23 protein-coding genes and 1 riboswitch are annotated in these 20,690 nt (G+C 35.8%); of the genes, 17 read left to right on the forward strand and 6 right to left on the reverse strand.

Features of this window, described 5'->3' with window-relative positions:
- The first annotated feature begins 138 nt into the window (after window positions 1–138).
- The 12 genes from ABH955_RS02715 (at window position 139) to lepB (ABH955_RS02770) (ending at window position 10,976) form a co-directional block, all read left to right on the forward strand.
- Window positions 139–816, forward strand: coding sequence for a copper homeostasis protein CutC (locus tag ABH955_RS02715; RefSeq protein ID WP_404453233.1), 678 nt, complete (start codon window positions 139–141; stop codon window positions 814–816).
- A gap of 23 nt (window positions 817–839) precedes the next feature.
- A complete protein-coding gene (gene lepB, locus ABH955_RS02720; RefSeq protein WP_002013664.1) occupies window positions 840–1,391 on the forward strand; it encodes a signal peptidase I in 552 nt (183 codons plus the stop codon).
- Window positions 1,392–1,548: 157 nt separating this feature from the next.
- The gene (locus ABH955_RS02725; RefSeq protein ID WP_002128000.1) at window positions 1,549–2,301 is read left to right on the forward strand and encodes an IclR family transcriptional regulator; all 753 of its coding nucleotides are present in this window, start codon (window positions 1,549–1,551) and stop codon (window positions 2,299–2,301) included.
- Between the two features lie 14 nt (window positions 2,302–2,315).
- A complete protein-coding gene (gene pxpB, locus ABH955_RS02730; RefSeq protein WP_404447346.1) occupies window positions 2,316–3,029 on the forward strand; it encodes a 5-oxoprolinase subunit PxpB in 714 nt (237 codons plus the stop codon).
- Window positions 3,020–4,009, forward strand: coding sequence for a 5-oxoprolinase subunit C family protein (locus ABH955_RS02735; protein ID WP_404490835.1), 990 nt, complete (start codon window positions 3,020–3,022; stop codon window positions 4,007–4,009). The genes pxpB and ABH955_RS02735 overlap by 10 nt, the downstream gene beginning before the upstream one ends.
- 18 nt (window positions 4,010–4,027) lie before the next feature.
- Window positions 4,028–4,801 carry a 5-oxoprolinase subunit PxpA gene (pxpA, locus tag ABH955_RS02740; protein ID WP_404453237.1) on the forward strand — a complete coding sequence of 258 codons (774 nt, stop codon included), beginning with the start codon at window positions 4,028–4,030 and terminating at the stop codon, window positions 4,799–4,801.
- A gap of 34 nt (window positions 4,802–4,835) precedes the next feature.
- Entirely contained in the window at window positions 4,836–5,531 is a 696-nt protein-coding gene (locus tag ABH955_RS02745; RefSeq protein WP_002127994.1) for a DUF969 domain-containing protein, read from the forward strand.
- Between the two features lies 1 nt (window position 5,532).
- Complete coding sequence (locus tag ABH955_RS02750; RefSeq protein ID WP_002137085.1) at window positions 5,533–6,495, forward strand: DUF979 domain-containing protein; 963 nt, start codon at window positions 5,533–5,535, stop codon at window positions 6,493–6,495.
- Between the two features lie 16 nt (window positions 6,496–6,511).
- Window positions 6,512–7,159, forward strand: coding sequence for a pyroglutamyl-peptidase I (pcp, locus tag ABH955_RS02755; RefSeq protein ID WP_404453240.1), 648 nt, complete (start codon window positions 6,512–6,514; stop codon window positions 7,157–7,159).
- 75 nt (window positions 7,160–7,234) lie between these two features.
- Complete coding sequence (locus ABH955_RS02760; protein WP_404453243.1) at window positions 7,235–7,960, forward strand: NAD-dependent protein deacylase; 726 nt, start codon at window positions 7,235–7,237, stop codon at window positions 7,958–7,960.
- Between the two features lie 226 nt (window positions 7,961–8,186).
- Window positions 8,187–10,361, forward strand: a complete 2,175-nt coding sequence (locus tag ABH955_RS02765; protein ID WP_404453246.1) for a peptidoglycan D,D-transpeptidase FtsI family protein — start codon at window positions 8,187–8,189, stop codon at window positions 10,359–10,361.
- A gap of 93 nt (window positions 10,362–10,454) precedes the next feature.
- On the forward strand, window positions 10,455–10,976 hold the full coding sequence (gene lepB / locus ABH955_RS02770) for a signal peptidase I (RefSeq protein WP_404447327.1): 522 nt from the start codon (window positions 10,455–10,457) through the stop codon (window positions 10,974–10,976).
- Between the two features lie 10 nt (window positions 10,977–10,986).
- On the opposite strand, the gene ABH955_RS02775 is transcribed toward lepB (ABH955_RS02770), so the two are convergent.
- Window positions 10,987–11,610 (reverse strand): cephalosporin hydroxylase family protein, encoded by a 624-nt coding sequence (locus tag ABH955_RS02775; RefSeq protein WP_080220981.1) that lies wholly within the window; start codon window positions 11,608–11,610, stop codon window positions 10,987–10,989.
- 185 nt (window positions 11,611–11,795) lie between these two features.
- On the opposite strand from ABH955_RS02775, the gene ABH955_RS02780 reads away from it, so the two are divergent.
- A complete protein-coding gene (locus ABH955_RS02780) occupies window positions 11,796–12,320 on the forward strand; it encodes an NUDIX hydrolase (RefSeq protein WP_404447324.1) in 525 nt (174 codons plus the stop codon).
- An 82-nt stretch (window positions 12,321–12,402) separates the two neighbouring features.
- Here the strand turns inward: ABH955_RS02780 and ABH955_RS02785 are convergent, their stop codons facing one another.
- Window positions 12,403–13,167, reverse strand: coding sequence for a class I SAM-dependent methyltransferase (locus ABH955_RS02785; RefSeq protein WP_404490836.1), 765 nt, complete (start codon window positions 13,165–13,167; stop codon window positions 12,403–12,405).
- A gap of 196 nt (window positions 13,168–13,363) precedes the next feature.
- On the opposite strand from ABH955_RS02785, the gene ABH955_RS02790 reads away from it, so the two are divergent.
- A complete protein-coding gene (locus tag ABH955_RS02790; protein WP_002165521.1) occupies window positions 13,364–13,855 on the forward strand; it encodes a DUF2716 domain-containing protein in 492 nt (163 codons plus the stop codon).
- A gap of 97 nt (window positions 13,856–13,952) precedes the next feature.
- Here the strand turns inward: ABH955_RS02790 and ABH955_RS02795 are convergent, their stop codons facing one another.
- The 3 genes from ABH955_RS02795 to ABH955_RS02805 all read right to left on the reverse strand — a co-directional run bounded on the left by ABH955_RS02795 (window position 13,953) and on the right by ABH955_RS02805 (window position 16,649).
- Window positions 13,953–14,723 (reverse strand): DNA alkylation repair protein, encoded by a 771-nt coding sequence (locus tag ABH955_RS02795; RefSeq protein ID WP_404447318.1) that lies wholly within the window; start codon window positions 14,721–14,723, stop codon window positions 13,953–13,955.
- Window positions 14,724–14,756: 33 nt separating this feature from the next.
- The gene (locus ABH955_RS02800) at window positions 14,757–15,062 is read right to left on the reverse strand and encodes an iron-sulfur cluster biosynthesis family protein (RefSeq protein ID WP_404453258.1); all 306 of its coding nucleotides are present in this window, start codon (window positions 15,060–15,062) and stop codon (window positions 14,757–14,759) included.
- Between the two features lie 120 nt (window positions 15,063–15,182).
- Window positions 15,183–16,649 carry an amino acid permease gene (locus ABH955_RS02805; protein WP_404453260.1) on the reverse strand — a complete coding sequence of 489 codons (1,467 nt, stop codon included), beginning with the start codon at window positions 16,647–16,649 and terminating at the stop codon, window positions 15,183–15,185.
- A gap of 112 nt (window positions 16,650–16,761) precedes the next feature.
- A riboswitch (Lysine riboswitch) is annotated at window positions 16,762–16,954 on the reverse strand.
- A 384-nt stretch (window positions 16,955–17,338) separates the two neighbouring features.
- Here ABH955_RS02805 and ABH955_RS02810 point away from each other — a divergent pair.
- Window positions 17,339–17,788 carry a GNAT family N-acetyltransferase gene (locus tag ABH955_RS02810; protein WP_061688491.1) on the forward strand — a complete coding sequence of 150 codons (450 nt, stop codon included), beginning with the start codon at window positions 17,339–17,341 and terminating at the stop codon, window positions 17,786–17,788.
- A gap of 40 nt (window positions 17,789–17,828) precedes the next feature.
- Here ABH955_RS02810 and ABH955_RS02815 read toward each other — a convergent pair whose 3' ends face one another.
- Entirely contained in the window at window positions 17,829–18,731 is a 903-nt protein-coding gene (locus tag ABH955_RS02815; protein ID WP_061688490.1) for a sulfite exporter TauE/SafE family protein, read from the reverse strand.
- Window positions 18,732–18,938: 207 nt separating this feature from the next.
- On the opposite strand from ABH955_RS02815, the gene ABH955_RS02820 reads away from it, so the two are divergent.
- Together ABH955_RS02820 and ABH955_RS02825 are read left to right on the forward strand one after the other, a co-directional pair.
- Window positions 18,939–19,736, forward strand: coding sequence for a VOC family protein (locus ABH955_RS02820; protein ID WP_016120448.1), 798 nt, complete (start codon window positions 18,939–18,941; stop codon window positions 19,734–19,736).
- Window positions 19,737–19,750: 14 nt separating this feature from the next.
- Window positions 19,751–20,689: an aminoglycoside phosphotransferase family protein gene (locus ABH955_RS02825; protein WP_404453264.1), complete on the forward strand. Its 939-nt coding sequence runs from the start codon at window positions 19,751–19,753 to the stop codon at window positions 20,687–20,689.
- The last annotated feature ends 1 nt before the right edge of the window (window position 20,690 follow it).

Genomic DNA, 20,690 nt, shown 5'->3' on the forward strand with positions numbered 1-20,690 from the left:
ATATAACATATATGATATTTATTATCAATTCAATAAATCTTTCTTTTCATTCTTCTTTTTATAGTTTTATAGTGGAATGCTATGTTTCTTATTTCACCTACTGTATAATAAGAAAAAAGTACGAAAAGAGGTTATCTCATGCTAGAGGTTATTGCAACTTGTTTAGAAGATGTGAAGCGAATTGAGAAGGCTGGTGGAAATCGAATTGAACTCATTTCATCATATACGGAAGGTGGTTTAACACCGAGCTATGCTTTTATAAAAAAAGCAGTAGATGCAGTGCAAATACCAGTTCATGTTATGATTCGTCCGCATGCGAAGTCTTTTACATATACGGAAGAAGAAATTGAAATGATGAAAGAAGATATTGTAGTTGCTCAAAATCTTGGAGCTGCTGGTGTTGTATTAGGTGTATTAAACGTACAAAATGAAGTTGATGAAGAGAAATTAGTAGATTTATTATCTGTTGTAGATGGAATAAATGTAACGTATCACCGTGCGATAGATGATACAGAAAATCCAGTAGAAGCGATGAAAGCTTTGAAAAAATTCAATAAAGTTACTCACGTGTTAACTTCAGGCGGACAAGGAAATGTAGTAGATAATATTCCGGTGCTTCGAGAGATGCAGAAGGAAAGTGAAGGGAATATACAGCTTGTTGTCGGAAGTGGAGTAACGAAAGAGAATGTAAAGCAATTGCTAGATGAAACTGGAATTTCTCAAGCTCATGTCGGTACAGCGGTAAGAGAAGGGAAATCATGTTTTTCTGAAATTGATCCTAATTTAGTACAAGAATTAGTTCAAATAATAAAATAAACACTTAAGAAAGAGGAGAAACGATGAAGGAAAATACGAAGAAAGAATTATTCTCATGGGCTAAAACGATAGGATTTACCCTTGTATTAATCGCTATTATTCGCGGTGTTTTATTTACACCTTCATTAGTACAAGGGGAATCGATGATGCCCACTTTAGAAAATAACGAACGAGTTCTCGTGAATAAGATTGGTTATAGTATAAGTGGATTAGACCGTTTTGACGTTATCGTCTTCCACGGAAAAGAAGGGTACGATTTAGTAAAACGAGTAATTGGTTTACCGGGTGATACAGTTGAGTATAAAGATGATGTTTTATATGTAAACGGAAAAGCGATGGAAGAACCGTATTTAAAAGAATTTAAAGAAAAGGCGTCTGGTCGTGTATTAACTCCTGATTTTACGTTAGAACAAATCACAGGGAAAACGAAAGTGCCAGAAGGCCAAGTGTTTGTTTTAGGAGATAATCGTGAAGTTTCTAAAGACGGTCGTATGTTTGGATTTATTTCAGAAGATGAAATTGTCGGAAAAGGACAAGCTGTTTTCTGGCCATTGAAACAAGTGAGAGCGTTATAAAGTAAAGCAAAAGTATGGGAGAAATATTCTTCCATACTTTTTTTGTTTGCGAAAAATATATTGATAGAATTGAAAGAATATTTTATAATTTTAAATTATATGTTTGTTTCGAAAAACGGAATTGAAGTTCCGAAATTCGGAACAAGAAGGAGATAGGATGAGTATAAATAAAACGGCAGTTAAGACAATGGATATTTTAGAGTTGTTTTATGAGCATGAGGAGCTAAGTTTAACAGAGATGGTTCAGCTTACGAGCATGCCGAAAACATCGGTTTATCGTTTAATTGGCTCGTTAGAAGAAATGGACTTTTTACAAAAAACAGAAAAGGGCAAGTATCGTCTCGGAGTCGTTTTTTTACGATTTGGTCAACTTGTTTCACAAAGGTTATCCGTAAGAAATATTGCGATTCCATATATGAAAGAGCTTAGAGATAGTTTAGGGCAGGCAGTTAATTTAATTATTCAAGATGGTAATGATGCAATTTACGTTGAAAAGATGGAAGGAGTTCAGCCAGTACGTGTTTATACGGCGGTTGGAAGAAGAGCACCGCTTTATGCGGGTGCATGTCCGAGAATTTTACTATCGTATTTTTCTGAAGAAGAGAAAAGAAAGTACGTAGAGGAAACTGATTTAAAGCAGTTTGCAGATGGAACGATTGTGAATAAGGAGCATTTACTAGAAGTGTTACATATGGCAAAACAAGCTGGATACACAATTAGCTATTCTGAATTAGAAAATCATACAGCGGCTATAGCAGCTCCGATTTTTACGAATGATGGAACGGTTGTAGCAGGTATTAGTATTTCAGGTTTAGCAATTGAGTATAGCGAAAGTAACATTTTATATTTTACTGCGAAAGTGAAAGAAACAGCATACCGCATTTCGAAAGAACTCGGCTTTTTGGCATAGAAAGAGGGAGTGGGATGAAATTTTCTGCGTTAGGGGATCAAGCAATTATTGTTACATTTGGTGAAGAAATTGGGATGGATATATACGAAAAAGTGCAGCGGTTATTTCAAGCGCTAAGGCGGCATCCATTTGCAGGAATGGTTGAATGCGTTCCGTCGTTTACTTCATTAGCGGTGTACTACAATTTGTACGAAGTATGGAAGAAAAATGATAGAAATATAAGACCATATGATTATGTTTGCCAGTATATACGGGAGCTGTGTGATTCATATAAAGAAGAAGTGAACCGAGATGTGAAACATATTTCTATACCAGTGTGTTACGGGGGAGAATATGGACCTGATTTAGAAGAGGTTGCGCATTATCAAGGATTACAAGTAGAGGATGTTATTCGAATACATAGTGAAACAACATATTTCGTGTATATGTTAGGTTTTACGCCTGGGTTCCCGTATTTAGGGGGATTACCGAAAGAACTAGAAACACCTAGAAAAGAAACACCGCGGTTACAAATTGCTTCTGGTTCAGTAGGTATTGGCGGAAATCAAACAGGTATTTATCCGCTTGAAACACCAGGAGGCTGGAATATTATCGGCCGAACACCTATTTCTCTATTTAATCCAAAAGAAGAAACACCAACATATATTCAAAGTGGTATGTATTTACGGTTTATACCAATAACAAAGGAAGAGTACGTATCGCTTGAGGGGGCTAAAGAATGGATGTAGAGGTTTTGCATGCAGGAATGTTTACAACAGTCCAAGATTTAGGACGATCTCATTATCAACAATACGGTGTACCTGTTGGCGGGGCAATGGATAAAAATGCGCTCAGGATGATTAATATGTTAGTAGGTAATGAAGAGAATGAAGCTGGACTCGAAATTACAATAATGGGACCTAAAATGTTAATAAAGAAAACGACATTGCTTGCGATTGGCGGTGCGGATATGGAACCGTTATTAAATGGAGAACGTATTCCATTATGGCGTCCCATATTAGCTGAAGAAGGAAGCATGCTTTGTCTCGGAAAAGCAAAGAGTGGTTGCAGAGTATATGTGACTTTTGCGGGTGGTATAAATATTGATTGTACGATGGGAAGTAAAAGTACTTACATACGTGCTGCTCTTGGCGGTATTGAAGGGAGAATGCTGAAAAAAGGAGATTATTTTCAAATTGGTACAGGGGCAGAAGTTGCAAGTCGTTTCATTCAAAATTTACAAGAAGAAAAGCGTATAAAAACGAAGTGGGCAATTTGTAACGATGCTTTACCAAAATATAAGAAGCATCCTATTCTTCGCGTCATAACAGACTTTGAATATGATCAATTTACAGAAGAAAGTATAAAGTCGTTTTTTTCGAAAGAGTATAAAGTGTCCAATTATGCTGATCGCATGGGATATAGGCTTGACGGAGATGTTTTAAATAGAGTTGAAGAGATAGAAATTTTATCGAGCCCAGTTACATTCGGAACAATTCAAGTACCAAATGGTGGACAGCCTATTATATTAATGGCGGATAGACAAACGACAGGTGGTTATCCGAGAATTGGAAATGTAATTTCAGTAGATTTACCTCTTCTAGCGCAGCTGAAACCAGGAGACTATGTAACTTTTGAAAAAATAACTATGGAAGACGCTGCACAATTATATATAAAGCAGGAAACAAGTATGAGTCTATTAAAGAAATTCATCGCTTTACGAAGCTGAGATTTGGAGGAAAACATCGTGACTACAATCGATTTAAACTGTGATTTAGGAGAAAGTTTTGGAGCTTATAAAATGGGGAATGATGATGAAATTCTTCCGTTCGTTTCCTCTATAAACGTTGCTTGTGGTTTTCATGCTGGTGATCCGGCCGTTATGCGGCAAACGGTTGAAAAAGCTCTGGGGCATAACGTAGCAATAGGAGCACACCCTGGATTTCCTGATTTAATTGGATTTGGAAGAAGGAACATGCATGTTTCAGCAAGTGAAGTATACGATTATGTTTTGTATCAAATTGGCGCATTAGACGGATTTGTTAAAGCTGCTGGAGGGAAAATGCAACATGTAAAACCGCACGGTGCCTTATATAATATGGCGGCAACTGATTCGGAAATTGCGGATGCAATCGCAAAGGCAATTTATCATATTAATCCTGGATTATTACTTTACGGATTAGCGAATAGTGAGGCATTTATAAAGGCAACAGAAAAATATAATATAACTCTCGTACAAGAAGCTTTTGCTGATCGCACGTATAAGCAGGATGGAACTTTAACGAGCCGTACAGAAGAAAATGCTCTTATAAAAAATGAAGATGAAGCGATAAAACAAGTACTTCAAATGGTGAAGGAAGGGTATGTAGAATCGGTTAATGGGGAGAAAGTAGCAGTTCAGGCGCAAACGATATGTTTACACGGGGATGGAGAGAAAGCAGTACAATTTGCGAAAAAAATATACAGAACATTCGAACTTAATGGTATTTCTATATGCGCACCAAATAAAGTGAAACTTTAATTAGCGGGATTAAAAATGAGAGGAAGTGTTAAAATTGGTGAAATTAATTGGGATTTTACTTGTTGCAGTTGGGTTTTTATTTAGGCTAAATACACTGTTAGTAGTAATGGTTGCGGGTATTGTTACTGGTATGGTTTCAGGCTTAAGCTTTTATGATGTGATCAGCATGTTCGGTAAATTTTTCATAGAAAACAGATATATGTCTATGCCAATCATATTAACTTTGCCGGTAATCGGAATTTTAGAGCGTTATGGTTTAAAAGAAAGAGCAGAAGCACTTATAACGAAATCAAAAGGAGCAACAACTGGAAGAGTATTAATGTCATATTTTACGATAAGAGAATCATCAGCAGCACTTGGACTGAATATCGGTGGTCATGCGCAAACGGTAAGACCGCTTGTTGCGCCAATGGCAGAAGGGGCTGCGCAAGGTAAATACGGTAAACTCCCTGAAAAATTGAGAGAAAAGATTAAAGCAAACGCAGCAGCTGCGGAAAACACAGCTTGGTTTTTCGGAGAAGATATTTTTATCGCAACTGGTGCCATTTTATTAATGAAAGGGTTCTTCGATTCAGTAGGTATGCATGTCGGTGTATGGGATATGGCGCTTTGGGGCATTCCAACTGCGATATCGGCACTGATTGTGAGCTGGATTAGGTTTAGAAGGTTTGATAAGTATATAGAGAAAACAATGAAGGCAGAAGAAAACCAAGAGAAGGAGGCTATATAAGATGAACATCATAACAATGGATACAATTTATTATGTATTAGGTATCATCGTTGCATTTATCGCTGTTCGTATTGCATTTGATCGTGAACATCCAAACCGATTCGGTTCTAGTTTATTTTGGGCATTGTTTGCAGTTACATTTTTATTCGGAAATGTAATCCCTTCGTTTTACGTTGGTTGTATTGTGCTCGCTATGGTCGTTTTAGCTTCATTGAATAAAGTAACAAAATCCGAGGAGAAAGAAGTACCAGTACAAGAACGTGTGAAACATGCAGAGAAATTAAAGAATAAAATTTTCATGCCTGCACTATTAATTCCTATTTTTACGATAATCGGTACGTTAACGTTAGGGAAAATTAAATGGGGAAATGTCGCACTTGTTGATCCTGATAAAGTAACATTAGTTGCATTAGCGCTAGGAGCATTACTCGCATTCATTGCGGCGATGCGTATTACAAAATCCAAAATAACAACGCCTGTTCAAGAAGGAAGTAGGTTACTACAGGCTGTCGGTTGGGCAGTTATTTTACCACAAATGTTAGCTGCACTTGGTGGTATTTTCGCGAAGTCTGGCGTAGGACAAGTCGTTTCGGAATTAGTCGGACAAGTGTTACCGACAGAGTATCCATTCGTTGCTGTTATGGCCTATTGTTTAGGAATGATGCTATTTACAGTCGTAATGGGGAATGCATTCGCAGCGTTTGCAGTAATCACTGGCGGAATCGGATTACCTTTAATTGTTCAAATGCACGGAGGAAACCCAGCAATTATGGCAGCACTAGGTATGTTTGCTGGATATTGCGGAACGCTGCTTACTCCAATGGCAGCAAACTTTAATATCGTACCTGCGATGCTTTTAGAACTGAAAGATAAAAATGCAGTCATTAAAGCACAAGTACCAATTGCTCTTTCAATTTTTATCATAAATATGTTTATAATGTACGGCCTTGTATATCGTTTCTAATTAGGAGAGTGAAACTATGAAAACAGTATTAGTAACAGGATTTGATCCGTTCGGCGGAGAAAGTATCAATCCAGCTTGGGAAGTCGCAAAAAGTTTGCATGAAAAAACAATCGGAGAGTACAAGATTATTAGTAAACAAGTTCCAACCGTATTTCATAAATCAATAAGAGTATTAAAAGAGTATATAGAAGAGTTGTCACCGGAAATGATTATATGTATTGGACAAGCTGGGGGCAGACCAGATATTACGATAGAGCGTGTAGCAATTAATATTGATGATGCAAGAATTGCTGATAATGAAGGAAATCAGCCGGTGGATATGCCGGTTGTAGAAGAAGGACCTAATGCGTATTGGTCTACACTTCCGATGAAAGCAATCGTGAAAAAACTTCGCGAAGAAGGTATACCGTCATCAGTTTCACAAACTGCAGGTACATTCGTTTGTAATCATTTATTCTATGGTCTCATGCACGAACTAGAAAAACATGATAAGAAAATAAAAGGCGGATTTGTTCATATTCCGTTCTTACCAGAGCAAGCGAGCAATTATCCAGGGCAACCGAGTATGTCACTTTCTACGATTAGTAAAGGTATACAATTAGCAGTTGAGATGACAACGGAAATAGAAGTGGATATTGTAGAATGTGGTGGCGCGACGCATTAAGTAAAATGAATTGTACAACACCTATTGTAAACAACTGGTATAATAAGTATAGGAATATACATAGAGGTGATTTTTGTGCAATTTGAAGAAGTACGTTCAATTTTAGAAAAAGCGAAGAAAATTACAGTGTTAACAGGTGCTGGTGCAAGCACAGAAAGTGGAATCCCTGATTTTCGTTCAGCAAATGGATTATATGCTGATGCGAATGTAGAGATGTATTTGTCGAGAGGCTATTATAATAGAAATCCGAAAGAGTTTTGGAAGCATTATAAAGAAATCTTTCAAATTAATACGTTTCATCAATATAAACCAAATCGCGGGCATCGCTTTTTAGCGGAGCTAGAAGAACAAGGGAAAGACATAACGATTTTAACGCAAAATATTGATGGTTTGCATCAAGTAGGTGGTAGTAAACATGTAATTGATTTACATGGAACACTTCAAACTGCGCATTGTCCGAAGTGTAAAACGGGATATGATTTACAATATATGATTGATCATGAAGTACCGCGTTGCAGGAAGTGTAATTTCATTCTAAACCCAGATGTTGTTTTATACGGAGATACGTTACCACAATATCAAAATGCAATAAAACGTTTATATGAAACAAATGTACTTCTCGTAATGGGAACGTCATTAAAAGTGCAACCTGTCGCTTCATTCCCAGAAATCGCAAAGAGAGAAGTAGGCGCAACAACAATTTTAGTAAATGAAGAGTTAACAGGGCAAGAATACAATTTTGATTTTGTTTTTCAAAATAAGATTGGTGAATTTGCCAAAGGGTTATCTTCGATTAAATAAGTTTTTGTTTTCGTAAAGAAACTGAGGTGAATGATGTCTACCTCAGTTTTTTTTGTATGAATTATATTCATGTTATTGCGTATAAGGGGAATGGTAATAAATAGGATGAGAAAATCAAAAACTGAAAATTAAATCTTTTATTTCTTTTGTAATTAATATAAAATTCTATATATAGCATATAAATAAATTTAATACATAATGATTTTTGCGCAGAAATGTTAATAGAATGAAGCGAGGGAGCAAAATGAGACAGAAAAAGGAGAAACAGAAACAGTCGAAAAAGAAAAAGACTCATATTCCGTTTCGGTTAAATGTACTATTTTTTATCGTTTTTCTTTTATTTTCAGCTATTATTATTCAATTAGGTAAAGTACAAATCATTGACGGAGAAACGTATCGAAATGAAGTGAATAAAAAGGAAGATGTAACGGTGAGTACTCCAGTTCCGAGAGGGAAGATGTTTGACCGGGAAGGGAAAGTTATTGTAAATAATAAACCGTTACGAACTGTTACATATACGAAGATGAAAGGAGTGGACTCAAAAGAGGTTTTAATAGTGGCAAGAAATTTAGCGCAGCTAATTGAAATGCCGCAAGAAGATATGGACAAGTTAACAGAGACAGATAAAAAAGACTTTTGGATGCAGTTAAACGAAAAACGTGCAGCAACAAAAGTAACGAAAGAAGATGAGAGTAAATTTAGGAAACAGGAAATAGAAGGGAAAGACTTAGATAAGAAAGTAGAAGAATTGAGAAGAGAAAGAATTACACAAGAAGAATTAAACGAGCTTTCGAAAGAGGATATAGAAGTACTAGCAATTAAAAGTAAAATGAATGCGGGATATAAAATGACGCCACAAATCGTCAAAAAAGATGTAAGTCAAAATGAATATGCAGTAGTGAGTGAAAGATTATCAATCTTGCCAGGCGTAGATACGACTGTGGATTGGGAGCGCGAATATCCAAATGATAAAATACTACGTTCTGTACTTGGTAGTGTTTCTACTGAAAATGAGGGATTACCAAGGGAGCAATTAGACTATTATTTAGTGCGAGATTATAACAGAAATGATCGTATTGGTAAGAGTTACATCGAAAAACAATACGAAGATGTGTTACATGGAACGAAAGAACAGTCTAAAAATATTACGGATAAAGCTGGAAATATTATTCGAACTGAAAAAGTGACAAAAGGAAAAAGTGGAAATAATTTAATGTTAACAGTTGATATGGATTTACAGAAAAAGGTGGAGGAAAGTCTTGAAAGGAATTTAAGGGCATTTCATTCTTCTGAACCGATGATGGATCGGGCATTCGTCGTTATGATGAATCCGAAAAATGGTCAAATTCTATCATTAGCAGGAAAGAAAATTGTAAATAAAGACGGCGGGATGCAAATAGAAGACTACGCTTTAGGAACGATGATTAGTTCTTACGAGTTAGGATCAACTGTGAAAGGAGCTACGGTATTAGCGGGATATCAAACAGAAGCGATTAAGCCATATACGCATTTTTTCGATGCACCAATGTACTTTAAAGGAAGTTCGAAGCCGAAGAAATCGTGGAAAGACTTTGGAGATATTGATGATTTAAGAGCATTGCAAGTTTCATCCAATGTCTACATGTTTAATACGGCGTTAAAGATTGCGGGGATTGATTATGTACCAAACAATCCGTTAGATATTAAACAAGAAGCGTTTAATAAAATGCGTTATTATTTTAGACAATTTGGTTTAGGTGTGCCAACTGGTATTGACTTGCCAAATGAATCGATTGGTCAAATGGGTAGAACCGATAATATACCTGGTTTTTTACTTGATTATGCGATTGGGCAATATGATACATATACGCCGCTGCAGCTTGCGCAATATATGTCAACGATTGCAAATGGCGGTTACCGAATGAAACCACAAATTGTACAAGAAATTAGAGAGCAACCGAATAGACCAGAGGAAGTCGGGAAAGTTATGCAATCGATGGAACCAGTCGTGTTAAATCGAGTGGATATGGATCTTTCATATATAAATCATGTGAAAGAAGGGTTTAGAAGAGTTTTCCAAGAGGTAGATGGGACCGGTGCTGGAACTTTTAAAGGATTACCTTATAAACCAGCTGGGAAAACAGGAACAGCAGAGACAGTGTACGGTGGAGAAAGTGATATTGGAAGAGATGAAAACAACTATCGAAAAAAATGTTATAATTTAACTCTCGCCGGGTATGCGCCATATGATGCTGATCCGGAAGTTGCTTTTTCTGTTGTTGTGCCATGGGTAAATAATGATAAATCAGGTATTAATTCTGCAATTGGTAAAGAGGTTTTGGATGCATATTTTGACTTAAAAACGCAGAGATCGGGTGCAAGTCCAGTCCCAGTAGCACAACAGCCGGATAAGGTACAGTAAAAAACTTCAAATTGTAGTATATCACTGCGCAAATGAACAGGTGCAGTGATATATTTTTGAGCTGAAAAGTGTTTTAATAAGGTGGGAATGGATATGAAAGAGGAGAGTAAGAGAGGTTGGGGAAAGTACATACTATTTATATTTGTCCTAGTAGTAACGTACCAGTCTTTCACTTTATGTAAGGTGGAAGGAAAATCAATGCAGCCAACTTTACATGAAGAAGACTACGTATTTGTAAATAAAGCTGCGGTACATTTTTCTAGCTTACAGCACGGAGAAATCGTCATTATTAAGGAAGAGGATGAGTCGAAATATTATGTGAAACGCGTAATAGGGCTTCCTGGTGACGTAATTAACATAACGAATGGAACTGTATACGTAAATGACAAAAAGCAAGATGAACCTTATATAAATAAAGATTTATATAACAATACACAAGTGTTTTATAATTTTCAAAAGACAAAGATTCCGCCAAATAAGTTATTTGTAATGGGAGACAATCGTGAACAAAGTAAGGATAGTCGAAATGGTTTAGGATATATTGAAGAAGATAATATAATAGGAAAAGTGGAATTTGTGTACTATCCTTTTTCGAAAATGAAAATACTAGACTAGTTTAGTCTAGTTATTTTATTTTCTTCAAAAAACCATTCGGATTAAATGATATGAAAAATTTATGCTTTGTCTCATCTACTATGAAATTATTATTTTTTGTTAAAAATTCTTCCACAGCTTCCATCGGACCAGGGCCCCAATCAGGAAGAATAGGATTTCCGTTAATACATGTATCCTCGACGATCATGTAGCTACCAGTAGTTACAATTGATTTATATAATTGCAGTTCTTTTAATACATGTTCTTTACTATGATCGGAATCTAAAATAACTAAAATAACATCGTCAGGTTTTCGCATACTTAAAATAGTTTGGACAGCACTTACAGAAACAGAAGAAGCTGTTAAATACGTAATCCGATTATGTGATGGGCGATTTGGTTGCGGCGTTATATCAATAGTAAGAACGTGACCTTTTCCTATTAAATCTAGAATAGAAGCTAAATAAAGTGCGCTACCACCATGGAAAGTCCCGCATTCAATAATTAAATCCGGTTGTAAGTCGTAAATAATTTCTTGATATAAGAAAAGGTCAGAGGGAAGTTTGCAAATGGGGACACCGAGCCAGTTTGTACCGTTTGGCCATACATTGCTATCATAAAAGCATTTTAAAAATTCATTTCCTATGTTATCGATGTTGAATTCTCCTTTCTCAAAAGGATTCTTTCGTTGGACGTAAAGTGTTTACGTATGAAAGTTGTACTGTATATTATGTGAGGAGCAATGACAAGGAGAGTGTTTTTACGTGAAAATGATAAGAATTCCTCATGTAGAAAATGAATTGCTTACAGAAGAGGATGTAAAAGAAAGGAAATGACGATATGTATAAGTACACAATATGCTTCATTAGAAAAGGGGATAACATACTCCTTTTAAATAGAAACAAAAAGCCAACAATGGGAATGTGGAATGGCGTTGGAGGGAAAATCGAGGATAATGAAACGCCATATGAAGGAATAATTAGAGAAACGTTTGAGGAAACGGGTATAGAGCTTCATAGTGCAACGTATAAAGGGAATGTTATTTTTAAAGTCAAAGACGAGCCTCAGGATAGAGAGGGAATGTATGTATTCCTTACTGATTTACCAGATGGAGTACATATTGATACGCCAGTAAGCACAGATGAAGGTATATTAGAATGGAAGTCAATTGATTGGATATTAGATGGTGATAATAGAGGTGTAGTTAGCAATTTGCAAAGATATTTACCAAGAGTATTAAAAGAAGAAAACAATTTAGAGCATACATTCACATATGATAACCGGAATATTATTGATTACACAACTACACTTTTGACAGAAGATGATACGAAAAAACGATATGAAAAACATCTCATTTCTCAATAGGATAAGATGCGTTAAAATAATAAGAAAAAGCCAAGTTCTTTATTGGGACTTGGCTTTTTTGTAGGGAATGCTAATTCAAATTTTACTCTTCATAATTTGCTTTAATAATAAAGCGGTGTTGCTTCACATCGAAATATCCTTTTTGCAAGATGATTTCATGTATGCGATACAATTCCTCGGTATAGCTGTCTACTGTAAATTCAGGAATTTGCCACGGAATTGCTTGCAAGTAATAGACAACAGAACCGACATCATAAAAACGCTGAAGAGGGAACTCTTCCTTCGCTTCTAAAATTGTAAATCCGCTTTTTCTCAATTCACTACATGCCGTTTCGAGTGACCAACTTGAAAATTCGCTATTCAGCGGTGTGCCAAACTGCTCATTCAGTTCCGCACAATCAAGACAACCGACTTGTTGTGTAAGAAATGTTCCATTAGTGGAAAGACTTCTTTTCACTTCAGAAGCAGAATAGGATTCATGTTGATTCACAATTAAATCAAACTGACCATCTTGAAATGGTAAAGCAGTATCATCAGTCACTTCTACGACTATAACTCCTAAAGGTTCTAATTTCTTTCGTGCAATTGGGACATTCGGAGCATAGCCCTCAGTCGCATAAATAGTTGACGGGAACGGTTGTAACATAGATAAAAACTCTCCGCCACCAGTCCCCATATCTAGCATTGATTTTGCACGTTGCATAAGTTGGAAAGCAGTGCTACCGTATGACCATGATAGGGGCTCGCTATTCATACGGCCAGTTTCTGAAATGAAAGAAAAATCCCAGCCGCTAAAGTTAGTCTTTGCACTTTCTAATAGTGCTGAAAATAATGGATCACGTTTCATAATATGTCCTCCTATTTCGTTAATGAATGATATAGTAAGAACAGAGAAATGGAGGACCTCTTGTAAAGATGAAGAGGTTTTACGTTTCGTGTTCGAATAGATTCATACAAATTCGCTCCTTGCGAGAATAATTATTTATATATTCGGGATAATCGAGTGAAAATCCTTTGAACTATAAAGGGAAGGTAGATATTTAATGAAGAATTGGATTGAGTTTACAGACAAAGAGTACGACCGAATATGGGATAGGGTATATAGTGATTTTGAGTTTTCACCAAGTATGTCTATATTCCCATCATTTAAGGTGCCAAGTCCTTTTATAACATATGATATTTCTCATTACTTTGGAGAATCGGTAGATTTAAATGTATATGACGATCTGGAAGAAAAAGCATTACTAGTTTTTAAAGAGAATACAGTATCGAATGAATATATAATGGCACTTGATTGGCAACATGAATGTTACTGGGTAAATTCACATTTAAAGTTCGATAGAAATGAATTTGATGAGTGGACAATCCCGATTTTTCCAACTGGAGATTACTATTTCTTTATTCAGAAGGACTTTAAGTGGGGGTATTTAGGGCATCCGTGGGAGGAGAGTATAACGATATTTGGAAAAGAATTAATAGATGCTTTTGATCAACATAAACCGGAAATGTTTCATAAGATTTTAAGGCAGGGTTAATGTTTAAAAGAGAAAAAACGTTTATACTTCCAAATGAAGTATAAACGTTTTTATTATTAGCTGTTTTCATATAGATTGTTGCTTTCTTTACAAATACTTAAAAACAAAAATCTTTTGGTAAAGTGCCATTTTTTATCACCGTTCTTAATCCATGTTTCATAATCCAAGGATTAACAGGATGGTTTTTATCGAGTAATTCTCGCAACCATCGAAAAACGAGTTCTTTATCTTCTTTCGTAATATCATTAATGTGATTGGCTACAGATTTTTGAACATAATTAGAAGGGTCATTCATTAATGGCTCAAGAAGCTTTAAATTATTTCTGAAGTCACCTTTCAAAGCTCCTATTTTTTTTGCCCAAGGAAGTCTTGGCCTAGTACCTTCTGAAACTAATCTCCTGATGTGGCTGTTTTCGTCACGTAACCACTGTTGCAATATGTTCAAGGTTTCTTCATGGTATTTTTCAAGATAAGGACGAATGGCATATTCAGCAGTATTTCTTTTTGTTATTTCATACATTGCATTGAATGAGGATTCAAAATCGTTAAGTCCATATTTTTCAACGTATTTTGCGATAGGCATATACATATAACCTTTTGTAAATGTGCCTACTTCTGTAGTATTTTCTGGTCCCAATGTTTTCAGTAATATATGTATTGCTTCATTAAAATCTTTTTGTAATGCATTGTGTAATTCATCTGCTATTACTTCTACACGTTGTTTTAACTCTAAATTTTCAACTTTACATGTTACAGAATCTACAAAGCTTTTTTTAGAGAAATTAGGATCATGTTTAGAAATAGAATCAGCCATTTTTTCTGCTAATTCTTCGTTAAATAAAAATTTTAATGGAACGTATTTACCCATTTTTTCACCTCAGTGGTCAAATAAAAACAATTTTTATTTTTTAACCGACAAGCCATAAACTAGAGTCTCACTAGGAGTCGTAATACTAAAACCAGTCGTCTTATAATCAAGTTTTAATGTACCACCAGTGTAGTCTTTCGTGAATGAGTCCATTTGTACAATAAGCATTTCATCTTCATATACAACATCATCCGCATTATATGTATCCCAAATTAAATCAACATCAACGAAAATGCTGCAAGAGTTTGTCATTGTTCCTCTAATGCGAATGATCTTTTTGTCTTCACGTTCTAGTCTATGTATAGCTGCTATTGCTTCATCAGTAATACGAATGTTCATGTGATCCCAACCTTTAAGTGTATTTACTTTATTATTGCAAAAAGATAAGAAATAGGGAAGTAAATGGGATTGTAATAAAAAAAACGAGCAAACAAATTTGTTTGCTCGTTTTGCTATACTCTATTTTAGTTCACATTTATCAAGTGGAATTACTTTCGTTTTCTTAGTAAATTTATATCCTAACCATAGTACTAAGAAGAGTGGTAAACCGATGTAAGAAACGAGTACACCGTTCCAGTCGATAGATGCTCCTGTAAATGCTCCGTAGTTTTGACCTAAAATAACGATAACACAAAGTGCAAATGCAAAGATTGGACCGAACGGGAACCATTTCGCTTGATAGGGTAAATCTTTTAAATCTTTCCCTTGTGCAATATAGGCTTTACGGAAACGGTAATGACTAATAGCAATCCCTACCCAAGCAATAAATCCTGACATCCCAGAAGCATTTAATAACCAAATGTATACAACACCGTCACCGAATAAAGAAGCGATGAAAGCGACGCTACCAACTACTGATGTTGCGATTAATGCGTTAACAGGTACACCGCGGCTATCTAATTTCCCTAAGAACTTTGGTGCTTTTCCTTGGCGAGCTAAATCCCAAAGCATACGAGTTGATGCATACATTCCAGAGTTACCAGCAGAAAGTACTGCAGTTAAAATGACAGCGTTCATAACAGAAGCAGCGAAGGCAACGCCCGCTTTTTCAAATACAAGTGTAAATGGACTTACTGTAACATCACTTGCTGCAAGGCTTTCAGTCGTATAAGGAATTAATAAACCGATAACGAGAATTGCTAAAATATAGAATAATAAAATGCGCCAAAAGATAGAACGAATTGCTTTCGGAATATTGCGTTCTGGATCAGCAGTTTCACCAGCAGCTACTCCCAATAATTCAGTTCCTTGGAATGAGAAACCAGCTGCCATAAATACACCGATAATTGCCATGATGCCGCCATTAAATGGTGCATCTGCAACAGTGAAGTTTTTAAAACCGACAGCTTCGCCGCCCATAATTCCAAAAATCATCATAAAACCGACAATTAAAAAGATAATAATAGTAACTACTTTAATAAGTGCGAACCAATATTCAGATTCACCAAAACCTTTAACAGATAAATAGTTTAAGAGAAAAATAATAGCTAAACAAAGTCCACTCCAAATAAGAGAAGGGGTATCTGGGAACCAAAATTTCATAATTAATGTTACGGCTGCTAGTTCAGCAGCGATCGTAATCGCCCAGTTATACCAATAGTTCCATCCAAGTGCAAAGCCAAGTGATGGATCAACAAATTTTGTTGCATAAGTGCTAAAAGATCCAGTAACAGGCATGTAAGCTGCGAGTTCTGCTAAGCTTGTCATTAAAAAATAAACCATAATTCCAATTGCGGCATATGCGACTAATGCACCGCCAGGACCAGCTGAATGGATAACACCACCACTGGCAAGAAATAATCCGGTACCGATTGTACCACCGAGAGAAATCATCGTAAGGTGACGAGATTTTAATCCGCGTTTTAATTCACCTTGTCCTTGTGTAGTTTGCGTTTTAGAGGTAGATTGATTTGTTGCGCTATTCATGTTCAACACTCCTTTTCTTGTAGGTTAGGAAGGAGCGGGGGAGAAAAATACAAAAAACCGCCAAAGGAATTAGGCGGAACGTTTCACAAATAACCACCCCATCATACCCTTCCGTTAAGATAGCACACCACGTTTACACGGTAATTTTGTAAACGTGACAGTTCTGTTCCTTTCGGAGACAGCCCCAGCTCATATTTCCAGAGAAGAAATATAAACTTCGGCAACTTTTCCTTTCAAACGGAGTCAGTGACATTCGCTGTGTCTCGTCCATTTTACTTTTAAAAGTCGCAACCTCTACCTCATCGGATTGATGAGGATTTATATATTGCTAAGATATTTAATATATGGCAATTGTAATGACTTTCTGAATATATTGCAAGGAATTTTGTTAGGAAAAGTCAAAAAATATCGGTTATTGTATAGGAAACGCTTGCATAACTCCACCCGAACCTACTATTATGTAGCAATAAGCAAAGAAAAAATTGTTATACAAATGTTTCGCAAAAAATATTGAAAAACCCTTTAAAATTAAAAGAAAATTCAGAAAATATAATTCGACATAACTATCAGAAGGGGATTATTCCTTAAATTCGTTTCAAAGAATAAGTATAAATTCGGTAAATAGAGTGAAAATTCTTTTTGTTTCTGGTAAAATTGAGATATTGTTTAATTGAAAAGGGGATATCATTATGAAATTAGAAACGGAAAGATTACATATAGTACCGTGTACAGAAGAATGGATTCAAATTGCGGATAATCAAGGATACAATAGTGGTCCGCATATTGTAGGACATATAGAAAATGTGAAACGAGATGCGGCTTCATTACCGTGGGGACCGAGGTATGTTATTCGGAAAGAGGATGATGTTGTTCTAGGTGATATAGGATTTAAAGGGAAACCAAACGAGGAACATACGGTAGAAATTGGTTATGGATTTATTGAGAAATATTGGAATAAAGGGTATGCAACAGAAGCAGTTAGTGAATTAATGAAATGGGCTTTTCAAACAGGGGAAGTGGAAACGATTATAGCGGAGACACTCCTTGATAACTATAGCTCCATTCGTGTATTAGAGAAATTACATATGAAAAGAGTAAATAGTACTGAAACGATGGTCAATTGGAAAATAGAAAAATAAAAAATACCGCTCGAAGTAAATCGGGCGGTATTATTATTAATTATGGTAGCATTTGTTTTTGATCTTTCGGATAGCCGGCTGTCGATACGTTAGAACGATTGGAATGATTACGAACAGCAATAAAAATAGATATAATAACGACAAGACCAACTGCAACGTAAGAAAGTGAAATAATAGTTGGATCTACTTTAAATATAGTAAGCAGTGTACGTATATTCGTAAAGATAATAAGTCCGCCAACGAGTACGCCAAGTAAATGAGAAGGAACGATGCGTACTAACCATGCGGCGATTGGTGCGGCAACAATACCACCAAGCATGAGGGCAAATACCCAAACCCAGCTTACTTGTTCCCAGCCAAGTGAAATGAAAAAGCCAATCGTTGCAGCGAGTGAAACAGGAAATTCACTCGTATCTACAGATCCAATAACTTTTCTAGCTTCATTTCCTCTTGCAAGAAGAACAGGTGTCGTAATCGGCCCCCAACCACCGCCGCCAGTTGAATCGACGAATCCAGCGAATAAGCCAAGTGGTACAAGTTGTTTAGCAGACATACGCTTATTTGAAGAAACAATTTGTTTTTGAATGATGAATCGTAATAAAATATAAACCCCTAAAGTAAATAAAAATATGGAAATGTACGGTTTAATTACATCACCAGGTAAATTGCTTAAAAAACATGCCCCAATAAATGCGCCAATTGCTCCTGGTAATGTAAGTCTGGAAACTGTATATTTATCAACGTTTCCAAATTTGATATGAGATGCACCAGAAGCGGCGGTTGTAACGACTTCAGCTAAATGAACTGATGCGGAAGCTACAGCTGGTGCGATACCAAACATTAATAATAGTGAGGTAGACGTTACCCCGTACGCCATACCAAGTGCGCCATCAATCAATTGAGCGAAAAATCCAATAATAGCAAAGACAATTAATTTCTGCATAAATAATCCCCCTGTAATAATAAATGAAAAAGACACTTTTCCCGTATGAGAAAAGTGCCTTTGGTTTTTCCAATCAGCAATAATTAAATTTGTTTTATTATAATACACATTAATCGTATAAATCAACTTGGTTTTAAAGTTTTTTGAATTGAACGAAAGAAAAATAAAATATACAATAAAAGGATGGAGAGAAAGGGGAGAAAGACTATGTTAGCATTTGATCATCTCGTTCACGCAGTGCATTGTACACCGGAGGAAGCAACAAAACAAATGCAGGAGCATGGATTTCATACTGCATTAGGCGGTGAGCATACGACTTGGGGTACTTGGAATAGTTTATGTTATTTTGATTTATCATATATAGAATTTTTAGCAGTTCAGCATGAAGAAAAAGCGAAAGAAGCAGAAAATCCATTAGTACAAGAAACAGTGGTGAAATTAAAAAATGGAGAAGGGATGCTACAAATCGCAATTCGAACAGATGCAATTGAAGAACTAGCAGTTAAATTTAGTAAGCACGGCTTACATACGATAGGACCATTTGAAGGGAAACGGATGAGAAAAGATGGCCGGCTTTTAGAATGGAAAATGTTATTTGTAAAGCAAGAAGAGAATGGACCGAAATTACCATTCTTTATACAGTGGAATGAAACGGATGAAGAAAGAAGAAACGATTTACGTAAAATAGGGACGATCACTGAACATAAAAATAAAGTACAAGAAATTGAAACGATTCATTATACGGTGAAAAATGTTCGAGAAACAGTGCGGAAATGGAAAGAAGTAATGGAGCTAACTGCAAATTCAATCATACAAAATGAAGAATGGAATGCTGAGTGTCAAAGTGTATCGTTTGGTGATGTTCATGTGCAGTTTTGTGAACCAGTTGGAGAAGGGCTAGTACTAGAACGTTTGAAGCATCATGGCGAATATCCATTTGCAGTGGAGTTTAAAGGGGAAAATAAACGAGAGTATGAAGTGTTAGGTAGTTTGTTCGTATATTAATAGAGGTGAGTTTTGTGGAAGAAATGTTAAGAGAGATAGAAAGAAAACTAGAGTGGTCACGTATTGTAAAATGTACAGCTATTACAAAAGGTTTTTCACATGAAGAGAAGTATAAAATTGACCTAGAGAATCGAGAAACTTATTTTGTAAAAGTGTGTGATTCTTCTAATTATGAACGAAAACAAGAAGAATATATGTATATGAAACAATTGGAGTTATTACATATTCCAACGCCGCAGTTAATTCATTTCATAAAACTTGAGGGATTAAATAAATGTGTTCAAGTATTTGAATGGACCCAAGGTGTAAATGGTCAAGAGAGCTTAAGCAAGCTATCGGTGGAAGAACAGTATAATGCAGGAAGAAAAGCAGGGGAAATATTAAAGAGAATTCACTCGATAGAAAGAGAAAGTGCAAGTAATAAATGGGAAATATTTAGGTGGAATAAGTATGAAAGGTACATAGAGGCATTAGCAGATTATGAGGTGAATTTTCTGGATTTGAAGCCAGTATTAACCTTTGTAGAAAATCATAAAGACTTATTGAAAAATCGGCCTATCACATTTTTACACGATGATTACCACCCAGCAAATAGTATGATTCATAATAATGAATTTATCGTTATCGATTTTAGTGGATATGATTTTGGCGATCCAATACACGATTTTTATAACGTAGCGATTTTTACTACAAGAATAAGCAAACCATTTGCGGTTGGACAAGTTCACGGTTATTGCGGAGGCGATCCGTCAATCCACTTTTGGAAACTGTATTCATTATATGCAGCGATGACATTCCCAGCGGATATCGTATGGACAAACCGAACTACACCACATTTAGTAGAGGATATGAAAGAAAGATTGAACCGAATTATAGAAGATCATAATCATTTTTCATCTTATATTCCAAAATGGTATCAATCACAACATGAGGATATAATAAACAATAAATAAC

Origin of the sequence: Bacillus sp. RC240, from assembly GCF_044907945.1 — a bacterium.
Lineage (GTDB): Bacteria > Bacillota > Bacilli > Bacillales > Bacillaceae_G > Bacillus_A > Bacillus_A mycoides.

What these genes read in the sequence shown, in the direction of transcription:
- ABH955_RS02715 (WP_404453233.1), top strand. Translation starts at nt 139, where the DNA reads ATGCTAGAGGTTATTGCAACTTGTTTAGAAGATGTGAAGCGAATTGAG.
- lepB (WP_002013664.1), top strand. Translation starts at nt 840, where the DNA reads ATGAAGGAAAATACGAAGAAAGAATTATTCTCATGGGCTAAAACGATA.
- ABH955_RS02725 (WP_002128000.1), top strand. Translation starts at nt 1,549, where the DNA reads ATGAGTATAAATAAAACGGCAGTTAAGACAATGGATATTTTAGAGTTG.
- pxpB (WP_404447346.1), top strand. Translation starts at nt 2,316, where the DNA reads ATGAAATTTTCTGCGTTAGGGGATCAAGCAATTATTGTTACATTTGGT.
- ABH955_RS02735 (WP_404490835.1), top strand. Translation starts at nt 3,020, where the DNA reads ATGGATGTAGAGGTTTTGCATGCAGGAATGTTTACAACAGTCCAAGAT.
- ABH955_RS02750 (WP_002137085.1), top strand. Translation starts at nt 5,533, where the DNA reads ATGAACATCATAACAATGGATACAATTTATTATGTATTAGGTATCATC.
- pcp (WP_404453240.1), top strand. Translation starts at nt 6,512, where the DNA reads ATGAAAACAGTATTAGTAACAGGATTTGATCCGTTCGGCGGAGAAAGT.
- ABH955_RS02765 (WP_404453246.1), top strand. Translation starts at nt 8,187, where the DNA reads ATGAAGCGAGGGAGCAAAATGAGACAGAAAAAGGAGAAACAGAAACAG.
- lepB (WP_404447327.1), top strand. Translation starts at nt 10,455, where the DNA reads ATGAAAGAGGAGAGTAAGAGAGGTTGGGGAAAGTACATACTATTTATA.
- ABH955_RS02780 (WP_404447324.1), top strand. Translation starts at nt 11,796, where the DNA reads ATGTATAAGTACACAATATGCTTCATTAGAAAAGGGGATAACATACTC.
- ABH955_RS02785 (WP_404490836.1), bottom strand. Translation starts at nt 13,167, where the DNA reads ATGAAACGTGATCCATTATTTTCAGCACTATTAGAAAGTGCAAAGACT.
- ABH955_RS02790 (WP_002165521.1), top strand. Translation starts at nt 13,364, where the DNA reads ATGAAGAATTGGATTGAGTTTACAGACAAAGAGTACGACCGAATATGG.
- ABH955_RS02795 (WP_404447318.1), bottom strand. Translation starts at nt 14,723, where the DNA reads ATGGGTAAATACGTTCCATTAAAATTTTTATTTAACGAAGAATTAGCA.
- ABH955_RS02800 (WP_404453258.1), bottom strand. Translation starts at nt 15,062, where the DNA reads ATGAACATTCGTATTACTGATGAAGCAATAGCAGCTATACATAGACTA.
- ABH955_RS02805 (WP_404453260.1), bottom strand. Translation starts at nt 16,649, where the DNA reads ATGAATAGCGCAACAAATCAATCTACCTCTAAAACGCAAACTACACAA.
- ABH955_RS02810 (WP_061688491.1), top strand. Translation starts at nt 17,339, where the DNA reads ATGAAATTAGAAACGGAAAGATTACATATAGTACCGTGTACAGAAGAA.
- ABH955_RS02815 (WP_061688490.1), bottom strand. Translation starts at nt 18,731, where the DNA reads ATGCAGAAATTAATTGTCTTTGCTATTATTGGATTTTTCGCTCAATTG.
- ABH955_RS02820 (WP_016120448.1), top strand. Translation starts at nt 18,939, where the DNA reads ATGTTAGCATTTGATCATCTCGTTCACGCAGTGCATTGTACACCGGAG.